This is a genomic window from Ancylobacter sp. WKF20, from assembly GCF_029760895.1.
In the GTDB taxonomy this organism is placed as follows: Bacteria; Pseudomonadota; Alphaproteobacteria; order Rhizobiales; family Xanthobacteraceae; genus Ancylobacter.
Genome location: NZ_CP121679.1, coordinates 3,291,827 through 3,304,604 on the forward strand (window position 1 = coordinate 3,291,827; position 12,778 = coordinate 3,304,604).

A 12,778-nucleotide genomic window follows, 5' to 3' on the forward strand; every position below is an offset into this window, starting at 1 on the left:
ACGCTGCCGGCGCGCTCTGCTCAACTGGTCATCAGCGGCGGATGAGACCGGCGCGACGCCTTCGCGGCCCGCCGCTCTTGGTTGCCACGGTATTTTTTGATGTCGCTCTCGGGGGAGCGCGTTTCATGACCTGGATCTGTCGACGCGGCTGAGCCGCCCTTCCATCACGGCCCCCTGTGCGCAGCGCGCGGTCCGGCCCCCTTTTTCCTGTCCCGATCTGGTTGCTGGCGTCGCCTCAAGCCGCGCGCCACCCGATCCTGCCTGAGTGGATGAACCCTATGTCCCGTCTGTCCCGCCGCGGCGTCTTCGCCGCCACGGCCGCGCTCGGCCTGCTGATCGCCGCGCCCGCCTTCGTCGCCCCCGCCTTCGCTGCCGACGTCACCATTGGCTACCAGACCGGCGCCGACCCGGCGAAGGTTGCCCAGGCCGGCGGCGCCTATGAGACCGCCACCAAGTCCAGCATCGACTGGCGCAAATTCGACTCGGGCGCCGACGTGATCGCCGCCATCGCCTCCGGCGCCATCCAGATCGGCTATGTCGGGTCTTCCCCGCTCGCCGCCGCCGCCAGCCGCGAAGTGCCGATCGAGACCATCTATGTCGCCGCGCTGCTCGGCGACGCCGAGGCTCTGGTGGTGCGCAACGGCGCCGGCATCGAGAAGCCCGCCGACTTCAAGGGCAAGAAGGTCGCCGTGCCCTTCGTCTCGACCACGCATTACTCGCTGCTCGCCGCCTTCAAGCATTGGGGCGTCGATCCCAAGAGCGTCGAGATCCTGAACCTGCGCCCGCCGGAGATCGCCGCCGCCTTCACCCGTGGCGACATCGACGCCGCCTATGTCTGGGATCCGGCGCTTGGCAAGATCAAGGAGACCGGCAAGGTCTTCACCTCCTCGGCCGAGGTCGCCAAGTGGGGCGCCCCGACCTTCGACGCCTGGATCGTGCGCAAGGACTTCGCCAAGGCGCACCCGGAAATCGTCGCCCAGTTCGTCAAGGTGACCGCCGATTCCTACGCCGACTACGCCAAGAACGGCGCGAGCTGGACCGTGGGTTCCCCGCAGGTCGCCGCCATCGCCAAGCTGACCGGCGCCAAGCCCGAGGAAATCCCCGAGCTGCTCAAGGGCAACAAGTTCCCGCTGCTGGCCGACCAGCTCTCCGAGGGCCTTCTCGGTGGCGGCACGGTCGAGGCGGTCACCCAGACCGCCGCCTTCCTGAAGGAGCAGGGCCGCATCGACGCCGTGCTCAAGGATTACGGCCCCTATGTCAGCCGCGTGCCGGCCGAGCAGGCCGCCAAGCTCAACTGAGCGTGCCCGATTGATCCCCGCCGGCCGTGCGCCGGCACCTGCCTCGGCTGATCCGCCTCCTCCCGGCTGATCCTCCCTTTCCCGAGCGTCGTGGTTGGTGAGACCCGCGACGAACTTAAGGCCCGGCATCTGCCCCTACCAAGGTGCCGATGTCGGGCCCTTTTCTTTTGGCACACACCGGCCACATCGGCCTGACTGGTCACCTCATGAAACTGACCATCCACCGTCTCGGCGTCCGTTTTCCACAACCACAGGGTGGTGAGACGCAGGTGCTCGGCGGCATCGACCTCGCGGTCGCCGCCGGTGAACTCGTGGTGCTGCTCGGCGCCTCCGGCTGCGGAAAATCCACGCTTCTCAACGCGATCGCCGGCTTCGCGCCGCCGACCGAGGGCGAGATCTGGGTCGACCAGCGGCGCATCACCGGCCCCGGCGCCGATCGCGGCGTGGTGCTGCAGACCGACGCGCTCTATCCCTGGCTGAACGCCCGCGACAACGTCGCCTTCGGCCTGCGCCTGCGCTCCATCCCCTTGAAGGAACGGCACAATCGGGCGGAAGAGGCGCTGGCTCTGGTCGGGCTCAACGGCAAGGGCGACCATGCGACGTGGCAGCTCTCCGGCGGCCAGCGCCAGCGTGTCAGCCTCGCCCGCGCGCTCATCGCCGATCCCGATATTCTCCTGATGGATGAACCGCTTGGCGCCCTCGACGCGCTGACCCGCGAGCAGATGCAGGACCTCGTCCTGGAAGTCTGGCAGCGGACGGGAAAGACCATCGTCTTCGTCACCCACAGCCTCGACGAGGCGCTCTATCTCGGCACGCGGCTGGTGGTTCTCGCCGGCCAGCCGGGCCGCATCGTGCTGGACGAGGCGATCCCCTTCGCCCGCCAGGCGCTGGAAATCGGCAGCAAAGTCAAATCATTGGCTGAATTCACCGCGGCGCGCGACCGGCTGCGCGGGGTGATCTTCTCGAGAGCGCCGTCATGACCGCACCGCAGGCCCGCCTGATCAGCCCCGTGCCGGTCCCCGACATCGCGCTGCCGCTGCTGCTTCCCTCGGAGGGCGTGCCCTACGGGGCGGACGAGGCCGCCACGCGCCCGGCCCTGACGCTGCGCGCCATTCCCCCGCGCGTCGCCATCTCGCTGGCCACCCTTATCGGCTTCGTCGCGCTGTGGGCGCTCGCCACCGGCTTCAACCTCGTCCCCGCGCTGTTCCTGCCCTCGCCGCTGACCGTGGCGGAGCGGCTTGTCCGCCTTGTCAATGAAGGCTTTGTCGACGCGACGCTGGCCCAGCATCTGGGCGCGAGCCTGCTGCGCGTCTTCGCCGCCTTGGCCTGCGCATTGGTGATCGGCGTGCCCGCCGGCCTCGCCATCGGGCTCTCGACGCTGGGCCGCGGCATCCTCGATCCCATCGTCGAATTCCTTCGCCCCATCCCCCCGCTCGCCTATCTGCCGCTGGTCATCATCTGGGCCGGCATCGGCGAGGCGGCCAAGGTGCTGGTGATCGGCCTCGCCATGCTGCCGCCGGTCATCATCGCCACGGCGGCTGGCGTGCGCTCGGTGGATCGCCACCGGATCAACGTCGCCCGCGCGCTCGGCGCCACGCCGGGCCAGGTCCTGCGCCTTGTGGTTGTACCCTCGACGCTCCCCTCCATCCTCACCGGCACCCGCATCGCCCTCGGCGCCGGCTGGTCCACCCTCGTCGCTGCCGAACTTGTGGCGGCCACGCGCGGCGTCGGCTTCATGATCCAGTCCGCCGCCAACTTCCTCGCCACCGATGTGGTGATCGCCGGCATCCTCGTCATCGCCGCCGTCGCCTTCCTGTTCGAGCTGATCGTGCGGCTGGCCGAGAAGCTGCTAACCGGCTGGAATCGCACGATTTAAGAGACGGCGGCGTAGCCAGCCACCGCAAAAACCTCCCGGTCCGCGCCGGAATCATGCTAGGCGCGGGTGGCGAGGTGACCGTGGAAACCGCTCTTTATGAACCCGTGAAGCGCTTCCTTGAGGCGCTCGGCTACAGCGTCAAGGGCGAGATCGGCCCCTGCGATGTCGTCGGCCTGCGCCCCGACGAGCCGCCCGTGGTCGTCATCGGCGAGCTGAAGCTGACCTTCAATCTTGAACTGGTGCTGCAGGGCGTCGACCGGCTGGCGATCGGCGACGAGGTGTGGCTCGCGGCGAAACTCTCCGCGCGCGGCAAGGGGCGCGAGAGCGATCCGCGCTTTCGCAATCTGTGCCGCCGCCTCGGGCTCGGCCTGCTCGGCATCACCGCCGACGGACGGGTCGAGATTCTCATCTCGCCCAGCGCAGCCCTGCCGCGCAAGGATCCGCGCCGCCGCTCCCGGCTGGTCGAGGAACATAAGCGCCGGCAGGGCGATCCGGTCGCCGGGGGCGGTACGCGCAAGCCGGTGATGACCGCCTATCGCCAGCAGGCGCTCGCCTGCGCGGCGGCGCTGGAGGCCGCCCCGCGCCGCCCGCGCGATCTGCGCCCCGCCCTGCCGGACGCGCAGAAGATCCTGCACCGCAATGTCTATGGCTGGTTCGAGCGCGCCGAACGCGGCGTCTACGCGCTGACCGAGGCCGGGCGCGGCGCCCTGGCGGCGTGGCTGGCGGATGCGCCGCCCCTGGATGCGCCACCCTTGGATGCGCCGCAGGCGCCTCAGCCGGACCTTCCTTCGCCCCGCGCCAGATAGAGCGCGGAATCGAGCGACAAACCGTCAAGCGCGACGCTGCGCAGGGCGGGATGGGCCTCGCTCACCAGATCACTCAGCACGGTGCCGGGCGGGGCCTGCAGGAAAAGCTCGACGCCGCGCTCTACCAGAAGGCCGGCAGCGTCGTGCCAGCGTACCGGCTCGGCGACATTCGCCGCGAGGTCTTCGGCGATGGCGGCCGGATCGCTGATGAGCCGCGCCCGGCTGGCGCTGGCATAGGCGATGCGCGGCGGCTGGAGGGCGATCCCGTGCAGGATCCCCCGCAACTCCTCCGCCACCGGCGCCAGCAAGCGGCAGTGTGAGGGGGTGGCGACCTGCAACCGCTCCACCTTGCGCGCCCCCGCCGCGAGCGCCGCTTCCGCGGCCAGAGCGAGCGCAGCGTCATAGCCGGAAATAACGGTCTGCAGCGGGCCGTTATAGTTCGACACGTAGAGAGGGCCGACAGCGGCGCCCTCCGTCACGATCTCCGCCACCCGGCTGGCTCGCAGCCCGACAATAGCCACCATGCCGAAGCCGCTCGGGTAGAGCCCCGCCATATGGCTGGCCCGCCCGCGCACCAGCGTGAGCGCGTCGGCAAAGCTCAGGCAACCCGCCGCCACCGCCGCCGGGAAAGCGCCGACCGACTGGCCAAGCACGACATCAATGGCCGCCCCTTCCGCCGCCAGCAGGCGCGCGGTGGCGACGCCGGCGATGAGCAAGGCGAGCTGCGCGGCGCGCGCGCCGGCCAGCGCGTCATTGCTCTCCAGCTCACGCCAGTCCTGCCCGAGCACCTCAGCAGCCTCGGCGCGCGTCGTATGGACGGCGGCATGGTCCGGCAGCGCCGAGAGCATCCCGGCGCGCTGGGCACCCTGGCCGGGGAAGATGAGGGCCGTACGCATCAGCGAAGCCTCATGGCGCGACACCGGCCCGCAGGCTCGCGCGAGCCACCAACCGCGCGCCGTCCGGCCGGCGCAGCAGGAGTGTGTCGGACGTGCCCACAAATTCCGCCAGCGAGAAGCCGCCGGCCGGCGTTTCCACCAGAACGTCGATCCGGCAGGCGGCCTCTCCCGTCAGTGCCGCGAAGGCTGTGAGCACCGTCTCGGGAAGCGGCGGCGCGCCGCGCAGGATCAGGTCGAGATCGCTGGAATCGCTGAGGACCGGCATCCCGGTCGCCAGCTCGAACCCGGCGCCGCCGGCAATGCCCCAGACGAGGCCCGTGGCGGTGAACGCCGGCGCGCGGCGGGCGAGTTCCACCAGCACCGGATGGGCACGGCGCGGCGCCTCCTCCCACGCCGCGCGGGCCACCAGATCCTCCGGCGCGACGCGCTGCCGGATATGGACGGGGTCGAGATAGGCCGCGCAGCGCTGGTCCCGCGTCGCACCGCGTATCCCGACAGCGACCCGGCCGTTACGGGACGGGGCGCGGCGCACCACCACCCAGGGCGCGGCCGCCAGCGTCCCGGCAAGCCACAAAGGCGGGTCCACGACCTCCACCGCATCCGGGGAAGGAACGTGCAGCAGGTCGTGGACCCGAAGCTCGATCAGTCCCATTCGGCCGCGAGCCCCGCGCGCACGGCGATGGAGGCGGCACGGTTCTGCTGCGCCGCCGCCGAACGGCGCCGGCTGGAGAGATCGGGCGGCCCCTGCCGCGCATCGGCGATGGCGGCGACAATGCGCTCCCGCACCCGCGCCACATCGGCGGGCGAGGGCGCATCCGCATCCACCCCGCCGATCAGCTCATGCAGCAGGCCAAGCTTGGCGAAGGAGGCGACGTCATAGGCGAGCGGAAGGATCTCCTGCCCCAGTCGCTCCAGATCGGCGACGCTGCGGCGCGTGACGCGCGCGGCCGCCGCCTTGCCCATGGCATGGATCGACACGTGCGGGTCATCGAGCGCGATCACCCGGTTGGCCTGGTAGCCATGAGCGAGGAAGGCGCCGGACAGCGCGTTGCCGACCACCAGCGACACCACGGGATGGCCGGCAAGCCGGGCTGTGGCATAGGCGTCAACCGCAGCGGCGCAGGCGAGATGGATGCCGAGAAGCTCCTCCATCCGGCCATAGGCCTGGCTCGGCACATCGACCACCGCAAGGATGGGCCGACCGCTGCCGTCGATCGCCTCCCGCACGCGCCGGGCGATGGCCCAGCCTTCGTCAATGCCGATCTCGCCCTGACGCGCCCGCGGCAACCGGTTCGTTGGATCCGGCACCACGGCGATGACGCGCGCCCTGTCCGATCCGAGCGGGATATCGGCGGCGAGAACCGAGGGAATGCCGCCGGGGAGCGGCGACACACCGTCCGTGAGCGCCTCGAACCAGTGCCTGCCGCGCAGGCTCGCGCTGTCGCCCATCACTCGTCTCCCGCCCAAAGGGTCCGCAGCGCCGCGCCATCCGCGCTGGCTGGCAATTGCGCCAATCGGGCTTGCCAGAACGCGACGCGCGAGCTGTTGGGCTCGGCCGGTGCGCCCGCCGCGAAGGCGGCCCGCACCTCATCCGCAATGGCCTGCGCGTCGTCCTCGACCAGCACGTCGGCAAAGCCGGTGGCGACCCGTATCTCGCCACCCGTGAGGCTCCAGATCAGCGGTTTGTTGCGGCTATCCAGCTCGGCAATGCCAGCATTCTGCTCGATGACCTCCGGCCCGTTCAGGCCGAGACGGCCCTGCCGGGTCATGATGAGGCGGCTGACGAGGCCCGCCGTGATCGACATGCCGCCAAAGCAGCCGACCATGCCGGCGATGACGCCAACCACCGGCACATGCTGGCGCAGCGCAATCAGCGCCGCGTGAATGTCGGCCATGGCGGCAAGACCGAGATTGGCCTCCTGCAGCCGCACGCCGCCGGTCTCGAACAGCAGCACCGGGCGGATGGTCTTGCCGGCCTCCGCATCGCGCAGCGCGAGTTCAAGGGCGCCGGCGATCTTGGCGCCGGAGACCTCACCCGTGCTGCCGCCCTGAAACGCGCCCTCGATGGCAAGGACCACCGCCGGCACGCCGCCCAACGTGCCACGGGCGACCACGACGCCGTCATCACTCTGCGGCACCACGCCCTGACGCTGCAGCCAGGGCGATTCCAGCCCCTCGAAGGGGCCAAGCAGTTCGCGGAACGTGCCGGCATCGAGCAGGCTGCGGGCGCGCTCGCGCGCATTCATCTCGACGAAGCTGGCGCGGGTTAGCAGATCGGCGACACGGGTCATGACTCGGTCTCCTCAAGCGCCTGCGCCAGACGCAGCCCCACGACGCCCGGCGTGGCGCCGGCATCGTTGATCTCCACGCGGACCGCCACCGGGTAGCGGGCGAAGAAGCGGGCGAGGGTCTCACGCCACACCGCGCCGAAGCCATCGACGCTGGTCCGCACCCGCACCGTCGTGGTCTCCGCCGGCCAGAGCAGCACTTCGAGATCGCCCGAGGCGACGACGCCGACATGGGCGCGCCGGGTAACGGGTCGGGTGCCGGGAAAGGTGAGGTCGAGGGTCTCCATCGCTCAGCCCTCCCGATCGAGGCGGTCGAGGAAAAGCGCGGCGGCCAGCATATCGGCGGCTCCGCCGGGAGAGGCGTTCAGCGCCAGCAGGCGGCGGTCCAGCGCCAGCAGCGCGGTACGTCCGGTCGGGGCCCCGGCGCCGCCCGCCGCGAGCACAGCGCGCGCGCCGAGCCGGGCGACGCGCAGGGCGCGCCGGCCGCCACGGTGCAACAGGCAGGTATCGTCCAGCCGGGCCATCACCGCCATCAGCGCATCGAGCCGCGCGGCGCCCTCCTCCACGCCGGCGGCGCGGCGTTCACGCAGCGTGGCGAGCGCCAGCCGTGCATGGGGAAAGCCCTGCCAGGCCTCGCCGCGCGCGCCAGCGACCTTGTAGGCCCGGCAGGCCCGCGCGCCATTGGTGGCAACGTCCGGGGCGAGGCGATCCGGAAAGCGGGCGATCGCCCCGGCCCGGGCGCAGACCGCATCCGGGCTCGTCTCGTCCGGCCGCAATGCAGCGGCAGCCACCATCAGGCCGAGCGCCCAGATGGCGCCGCGATGGGTATTGGCGCCGCCGGTCACGCGGTACATCGCCGCTTCGCCCGCGCGACCGATGCGCGCCAGCTCCTCGCGCAACATCGGCGACGGCGCCTGCCCGCAGGCCGCGCGCGCAAGATCTCGAAAGCACCCGCGCAAAGCCTCGGCCGAAGCGAGCAGCGTCGCGAGCTCAATGTCGGCATGGGCGCCAGGGCCACGGGCGTCGACAAGGCCCGGCTTCGGCGTCAACTCGGCCTCGGCGATGAGAGCCGCCACGGCGAGATCGGCGAGCCTGTCGGCCGGGTGCAGCCGAACCGGCAATTGGAGGGCATGGACCATGGCTCAATAGCTCCTGAAACGCGCGGGCGGCTGGTAGAGCCCGCCCGACCAGGTCACCAGATCGTCGATGCTCCGCGCCGCCAGCAGCGAGCGCTTGGCGTCGGTCGGGCGCACGCCGAGATCCTCCGGATAGGCCACAAGTCCCCGGCGCCGTAGGTCCTGCGTGCGGGAGGCATCATGCTTCAGACCGATGGGGCTCACCCCCGCCACGGCGGCGAGCGCGGCGCGGCGCTCCTCCTCGTCGCGGGCGAGGTAGAGATAGGCCACGCCCTCCTCGGTCACGACATGCGAGACATCCGTGCCGTAGATCATCACCGGCGCGATGGGCATTCCCGCGGCTCGCCCGACAGCGACCGCGTCCAGCTCCTCAACGAAGGTGGGCACCCCGCCGGCCTGGAACGTCTCGGCCATCTGCACCACCAGCTTGTGACCCCGCGCGGTCGGGCGCGGGTCGGTCTTCATGGCGAGCCAGGCCGCACTGGCATGGCGCCGCCCGCCGGGGTCATGCCCCATATTGGGCGCCCCGCCAAAGCCGGCGAGACGGCCGGTGGTGACGGTCGATGAGTTGGCGTCGCCGTCGATCTGCAGCGTCGCGCCGATGAACATGTCGACGGCGTATTGGCCGGCGAGCTGGCACAGCACCCGGTTGGAACGCAGCGAGCCGTCGGGGCCGGTGAAGAACACATCGGAGCGCGCCTCGATATAGCGCTCCATGCCGACCTCGCCGCCGAAGCAGTGCACGCTCTCCACCCAGCCGCTCTCGATGGCCGGGATGAGGGTCGGGTGCGGATTGAGCGTCCAGTGGCGGCAGATCTTGCCCTTGAGGCCGAGCTGCGCGCCATAGGTCGGGAGCAGCAGCTCGATGGCCCCGGTATTGAAGCCGATGCCGTGATTGAGCGAGACCACGCCGTGGCGCTCATAGATGCCGCGTATCGCCAGCATCGCCATCAATATGTGCTGCTCGGTGATGAGGCGCGGGTCGCGGGTGAACAGCGGTTCGATGGCGGCCGGCGTGTCGGCCTTGACGATGAAATCCACCCAGGAGCCGGGAATGTCCACGCGCGGCAGGGTGTCGACGATCTCGTTGACCTGCGCGATGACGATGCCGCCGCCAAAGGCCGTCGCCTCGACGATGGTGGGCGTGTCCTCGGTGTTGGCGCCGGTATAGAGGTTGCCGTGCCGGTCGCCCTTCTCGGCCGCCACCAGCGCCACGCGCGGCGTCAGGTCGACGAACATGCGGGCATAGAGCTCGACATAGGTATGGATGGCACCGACCTCGAGCTTGCCGTCCTCCAGCAGCTGCGCCACCCGCAGGCTCTGTGGCCCGGCATAGGCGAAGTCGATGCGCCGGGCGATGCCGGTCTCGAAGATGTCGATCTGCTCGGGGCGCGAGATGCTGGAGACCAGCATGTGCAGATCGTGCACCTTGGCCGGATCGACCTTGGCGAGCGAGCGCGACAGGAAGTCCGCCTGCTTCTGGTTGTCCCCTTCCAGGGCGACGCGGTCGCCGGAGGCGAGAACCGCCTCCAGCGCCGCGACGATGTCCCCGGTCTTCAGGACGCGACCATCCGCGAAGGGCGCGACGCGCGTGAGCCGCCGCTCCTTGTCCTCCCGCCGGCTCGACCATGAGCGAGCGGGCTTCTCCGCGCCCGGTTGCGTCATCGGCATGTCCTCACAATACGACGAACAGGAACCACACCACGAAAGGTGCGATGACGGTGACGAGCGCCCCGTAGCCGAGCAACTGCTTGAAGAAGCCGTCACGCGAGGCTTCCGGCGAGTTGGCCAGCACCAGCGCGCCATTTGTGGAAAAGGGGCTCACATCGACGATGGTCGAGGACACCGCCATTGCGGCGATAAAGCCGATGGCGTCGACGCCCGTGCCGGCATGAAGGAACGGCACGGCCAGCGGGATCAGCGAGCCCAGCACCGCCGTTGATGAGGCAAAGGCCGAGACCACCGCGCCGATGAGGCACAGGACAAGGGCGGCCATGAGCGGCGAAGCAAGGCCTGCGACGCTGTTGGCGGCATAGCTGATGGTGCCCATCGCCTCCATGACGCCGACATAGGTCGAGACGCCGGTGATCAGCACGATCTCCGGCCAGGTGACCTGCGCCACCGCCTTGCGCTGGAGCGTCGGCGCCATCAGCGACAGGACGAGGCCGATGGAGATGGCGCAGAAGCCGATATCGAGCTTGTAGACGAGGGTGAGGACCGCGAGGAGGATCAGTCCGGCCAGCGTGGTGAGCTGGTAGAACCGGTTATTCGCCATCGGGTCGTTGCTGGAGACGCCGCCCTCGGCGATACGCCGCTCCAGTGTGATGGCCTCGGTTTCCGCGTCACCGTAGCGCGGCGGGGTGGCGGCCGGGTAGCCGGCCCCAGCGGGTGCGCCCGCCATATGCGCCTGCCGGCCGAGAAGCTTCATCCCGCCGAGGGCGAAGAACAGCAGCACCGCGACGCCGCCATTGACGGCAAAGCTCGCGAGAAAGGTGACAATCGGGTCGAGGGGAAGCCCCGCCTTCGCCACCACGCCATTGGTGATGCCACCATAGATGCTGATCGGCGAGAACCCGCCGGCCTGCGCGCCATGGATCACCATCAGGCCCATGAGCAGCGGGCTGATGCCGTATTTCACGGCGAAGCCGAGCGCGATCGGGGCAATGATCGCGACCGCGCCGGGGCTCACCGCGCCCACCGATGTCAGCGCCGCCGCCACCAGGAACATCACCCACGGGATCGCGATCACATGGCCGCGCACCGCCCGCACGGCGAGGCGCACGAGCCAGTCGATGGTGCCGTTGTTCTGGGCGATGGCGAAGAGATAGGTGATGCCGACCAGCGTCAGGAACAGGCCGGACGGAAAGAAGGACAGGATCTTCGCCGTCGTCAGCCCGGCGAGGACGGTGCCCACGAGAAACGCGCCGGCAAAGGCGAGGACACCCATATTGACCGGCAGGATGGTCGCCACCACGAACATCGCGGCGAGGCCGAGGATCGACAGGATCTCATGCGACATGGCCGACCTCCCGGATGCGAAGCCCCGCGACACATCGGACGTGGTTCATCCGGCCCCGCCCGCATCCGCGGACGGTCTCCCGCTCTCTCGTCATTGGCGTTTCCCCATTGCAGGCGTTGTGTTGATCCCTGCTGACGGGGATCATGAACTCTGCGCATATCCTGTCAACGTTTTTGTATACAAGAATACTCGCCACGTATTCGTAAAAGCCTCCCGAATGAACGAAACGCTCAGCGCTGCATCCGCCCATCATTGACAAAGCGCAGGGCGGCCCGTTGACTCGCCGCCGACCTCGCCTGCCCGGCCCAGCCAGGGGCGAGCCGTCGCGCAGGCCGGTTGGGAAGACGCATGACAACGGAACAGATGGAGCCGGAGACCGGGCGTACACGGCACGCGGACCGGCTGCGGCAGGCGATCGAGACCGACATCGTCACGGGTGTGTTCCGGCCGGGCGAGCGTCTGGACGAGCAGAGCCTCGCCGACCGCTTCGGCGTGTCGCGCACGCCGCTGCGCGAGGCGCTGGTTCAGCTCGCCGCCAATGGCCTGATCAAGCTGCTGCCGCGCCGCGGCGCCTTCGTCGTCTCACTGAGCTTTCAGGAAATCGTCGAGCGCTTCGAGATGATGGCAGCGCTGGAGGGGATGTGCGCGGCGCTGGCGGCGCGGCGGTTCAACGACCAGGACCGCGCGGCGCTGCTCGCCTCGCTGGCGGAGTGCGAGCACGAGGCGCGGCAGGGTGACAGCGACAGCTATTATCTGGCCAATGAGCGATTCCATCAGCTGATCTACACAGCCTCGCGCAACGGCTTCCTTGCCGAGCAGGCGCGCCAGCTTCAGACCCGCCTGCAACCCTACCGGCGCCTCCAGCTCCGGGCTGGCCGCCGCATCGCCAGCTCCTTCGCCGAACATCAGCGTATCGTCGAGGCGATATTGGCGGGCGACGGCGAGCGGGCTGCTAACGAGATTCGCGACCACGTGCTCATCCAGGGCGACCGCCTGCGCGACTTCTTCGCCAGCCTGGCCCATGCCGACGGTATAGCTGGCGCAGGCTAGGCTCATCGAACCTGCCGGACGGCGTGAGCATCATTTGCGCAGGCAAAGTTGGCGGGTCGCCGAGCGATACGAAAATAACAGACAGAACACGGACGATCGCATTGTCCTCGAGGCGCGCGACGGTTCGCCCTCGAACATCACATGAGCGACGGGTGTAGGCTGGGTGCGCATGGCGCGCGAGAGACGCGGCAGTGACGGACGGTCACGGCGGTGCGAGCGCCTCGTTGAAGGCCTCCCCTGGAGCACCGCCCAAATTCCGATCTACATGCCTTTAAAGGGCTGACAACCTTGTAATGTTGCCGCTGCGCGCACATATCATCTAGCGCCCAATATCTGTTTTCGCTCCATGTCGAACCAATAAACAACTACGTTCCGAACCAATTTTTGGTTATATTTTCCGTTTTATTTT

The 12,778-nt window shown here is 69.4% G+C and carries 13 protein-coding genes; 5 read left to right on the top strand and 8 right to left on the bottom strand.

Translation table 11 applies throughout. The features are described 5' to 3' along the window. The first annotated feature begins 278 nt into the window (after positions 1-278). The 4 genes from tauA (at position 279) to AncyloWKF20_RS15140 (ending at position 3,980) form a co-directional block, all read left to right on the top strand. On the top strand, positions 279-1,298 hold the full coding sequence (tauA, locus tag AncyloWKF20_RS15125; RefSeq protein ID WP_279314840.1) for a taurine ABC transporter substrate-binding protein: 1,020 nt from the start codon (positions 279-281) through the stop codon (positions 1,296-1,298). A 206-nt stretch (positions 1,299-1,504) separates the two neighbouring features. Then, entirely contained in the window at positions 1,505-2,278 is a 774-nt protein-coding gene (locus AncyloWKF20_RS15130) for an ABC transporter ATP-binding protein (protein WP_279314841.1), read from the top strand. Then, the gene (locus AncyloWKF20_RS15135) at positions 2,275-3,174 is read left to right on the top strand and encodes an ABC transporter permease subunit (protein ID WP_279314842.1); all 900 of its coding nucleotides are present in this window, start codon (positions 2,275-2,277) and stop codon (positions 3,172-3,174) included. Before AncyloWKF20_RS15130 ends, AncyloWKF20_RS15135 begins: the two co-directional genes overlap by 4 nt. An 80-nt stretch (positions 3,175-3,254) precedes the next feature. After that, positions 3,255-3,980: a DUF2161 family putative PD-(D/E)XK-type phosphodiesterase gene (locus tag AncyloWKF20_RS15140; RefSeq protein WP_279314843.1), complete on the top strand. Its 726-nt coding sequence runs from the start codon at positions 3,255-3,257 to the stop codon at positions 3,978-3,980. Here the strand turns inward: AncyloWKF20_RS15140 and AncyloWKF20_RS15145 are convergent. From AncyloWKF20_RS15145 to AncyloWKF20_RS15180, 8 genes are read right to left on the bottom strand one after another with little or no spacing between them, the layout of a single operon-like run. Then, on the bottom strand, positions 3,947-4,876 hold the full coding sequence (locus AncyloWKF20_RS15145) for an acyltransferase domain-containing protein (RefSeq protein ID WP_279314844.1): 930 nt from the start codon (positions 4,874-4,876) through the stop codon (positions 3,947-3,949). The two genes, AncyloWKF20_RS15140 and AncyloWKF20_RS15145, sit on opposite strands and share 34 nt — an antisense overlap. A 10-nt stretch (positions 4,877-4,886) precedes the next feature. Continuing rightward, positions 4,887-5,528 (bottom strand): malonate decarboxylase holo-ACP synthase, encoded by a 642-nt coding sequence (locus AncyloWKF20_RS15150; protein WP_279314845.1) that lies wholly within the window; start codon positions 5,526-5,528, stop codon positions 4,887-4,889. After that, positions 5,519-6,325: a biotin-independent malonate decarboxylase subunit gamma gene (gene mdcE / locus AncyloWKF20_RS15155; RefSeq protein ID WP_279314846.1), complete on the bottom strand. Its 807-nt coding sequence runs from the start codon at positions 6,323-6,325 to the stop codon at positions 5,519-5,521. The genes AncyloWKF20_RS15150 and mdcE overlap by 10 nt, the downstream gene beginning before the upstream one ends. Next, positions 6,325-7,167: a biotin-independent malonate decarboxylase subunit beta gene (locus tag AncyloWKF20_RS15160; RefSeq protein WP_279314847.1), complete on the bottom strand. Its 843-nt coding sequence runs from the start codon at positions 7,165-7,167 to the stop codon at positions 6,325-6,327. The genes mdcE and AncyloWKF20_RS15160 overlap by 1 nt, the downstream gene beginning before the upstream one ends. Next, positions 7,164-7,451, bottom strand: coding sequence for a malonate decarboxylase subunit delta (locus tag AncyloWKF20_RS15165; protein WP_279314848.1), 288 nt, complete (start codon positions 7,449-7,451; stop codon positions 7,164-7,166). Before AncyloWKF20_RS15165 ends, AncyloWKF20_RS15160 begins: the two co-directional genes overlap by 4 nt. 3 nt (positions 7,452-7,454) lie before the next feature. Next, positions 7,455-8,303, bottom strand: a complete 849-nt coding sequence (locus AncyloWKF20_RS15170) for a triphosphoribosyl-dephospho-CoA synthase (protein WP_279314849.1) — start codon at positions 8,301-8,303, stop codon at positions 7,455-7,457. A 3-nt stretch (positions 8,304-8,306) separates the two neighbouring features. Continuing rightward, positions 8,307-9,965, bottom strand: a complete 1,659-nt coding sequence (mdcA, locus tag AncyloWKF20_RS15175; protein ID WP_279314850.1) for a malonate decarboxylase subunit alpha — start codon at positions 9,963-9,965, stop codon at positions 8,307-8,309. A gap of 10 nt (positions 9,966-9,975) precedes the next feature. Continuing rightward, entirely contained in the window at positions 9,976-11,319 is a 1,344-nt protein-coding gene (locus AncyloWKF20_RS15180; RefSeq protein WP_279314851.1) for an SLC13 family permease, read from the bottom strand. 348 nt (positions 11,320-11,667) lie between these two features. Here AncyloWKF20_RS15180 and AncyloWKF20_RS15185 point away from each other — a divergent pair, with 348 nt between their 5' ends. Further along, positions 11,668-12,369: a GntR family transcriptional regulator gene (locus AncyloWKF20_RS15185; RefSeq protein ID WP_279314852.1), complete on the top strand. Its 702-nt coding sequence runs from the start codon at positions 11,668-11,670 to the stop codon at positions 12,367-12,369. Positions 12,370-12,778 lie beyond the last annotated feature (409 nt).

Excerpts from the sequence above, each read along its gene's own strand:
- tauA (WP_279314840.1), top strand. The coding sequence starts at position 279 with ATGTCCCGTCTGTCCCGCCGCGGCGTCTTCGCCGCCACGGCCGCGCTC.
- AncyloWKF20_RS15130 (WP_279314841.1), top strand. The coding sequence starts at position 1,505 with ATGAAACTGACCATCCACCGTCTCGGCGTCCGTTTTCCACAACCACAG.
- AncyloWKF20_RS15135 (WP_279314842.1), top strand. The coding sequence starts at position 2,275 with ATGACCGCACCGCAGGCCCGCCTGATCAGCCCCGTGCCGGTCCCCGAC.
- AncyloWKF20_RS15145 (WP_279314844.1), bottom strand. The coding sequence starts at position 4,876 with ATGCGTACGGCCCTCATCTTCCCCGGCCAGGGTGCCCAGCGCGCCGGG.
- AncyloWKF20_RS15150 (WP_279314845.1), bottom strand. The coding sequence starts at position 5,528 with ATGGGACTGATCGAGCTTCGGGTCCACGACCTGCTGCACGTTCCTTCC.
- mdcE (WP_279314846.1), bottom strand. The coding sequence starts at position 6,325 with ATGGGCGACAGCGCGAGCCTGCGCGGCAGGCACTGGTTCGAGGCGCTC.
- AncyloWKF20_RS15160 (WP_279314847.1), bottom strand. The coding sequence starts at position 7,167 with ATGACCCGTGTCGCCGATCTGCTAACCCGCGCCAGCTTCGTCGAGATG.
- AncyloWKF20_RS15165 (WP_279314848.1), bottom strand. The coding sequence starts at position 7,451 with ATGGAGACCCTCGACCTCACCTTTCCCGGCACCCGACCCGTTACCCGG.
- AncyloWKF20_RS15170 (WP_279314849.1), bottom strand. The coding sequence starts at position 8,303 with ATGGTCCATGCCCTCCAATTGCCGGTTCGGCTGCACCCGGCCGACAGG.
- mdcA (WP_279314850.1), bottom strand. The coding sequence starts at position 9,965 with ATGACGCAACCGGGCGCGGAGAAGCCCGCTCGCTCATGGTCGAGCCGG.
- AncyloWKF20_RS15180 (WP_279314851.1), bottom strand. The coding sequence starts at position 11,319 with ATGTCGCATGAGATCCTGTCGATCCTCGGCCTCGCCGCGATGTTCGTG.
- AncyloWKF20_RS15185 (WP_279314852.1), top strand. The coding sequence starts at position 11,668 with ATGACAACGGAACAGATGGAGCCGGAGACCGGGCGTACACGGCACGCG.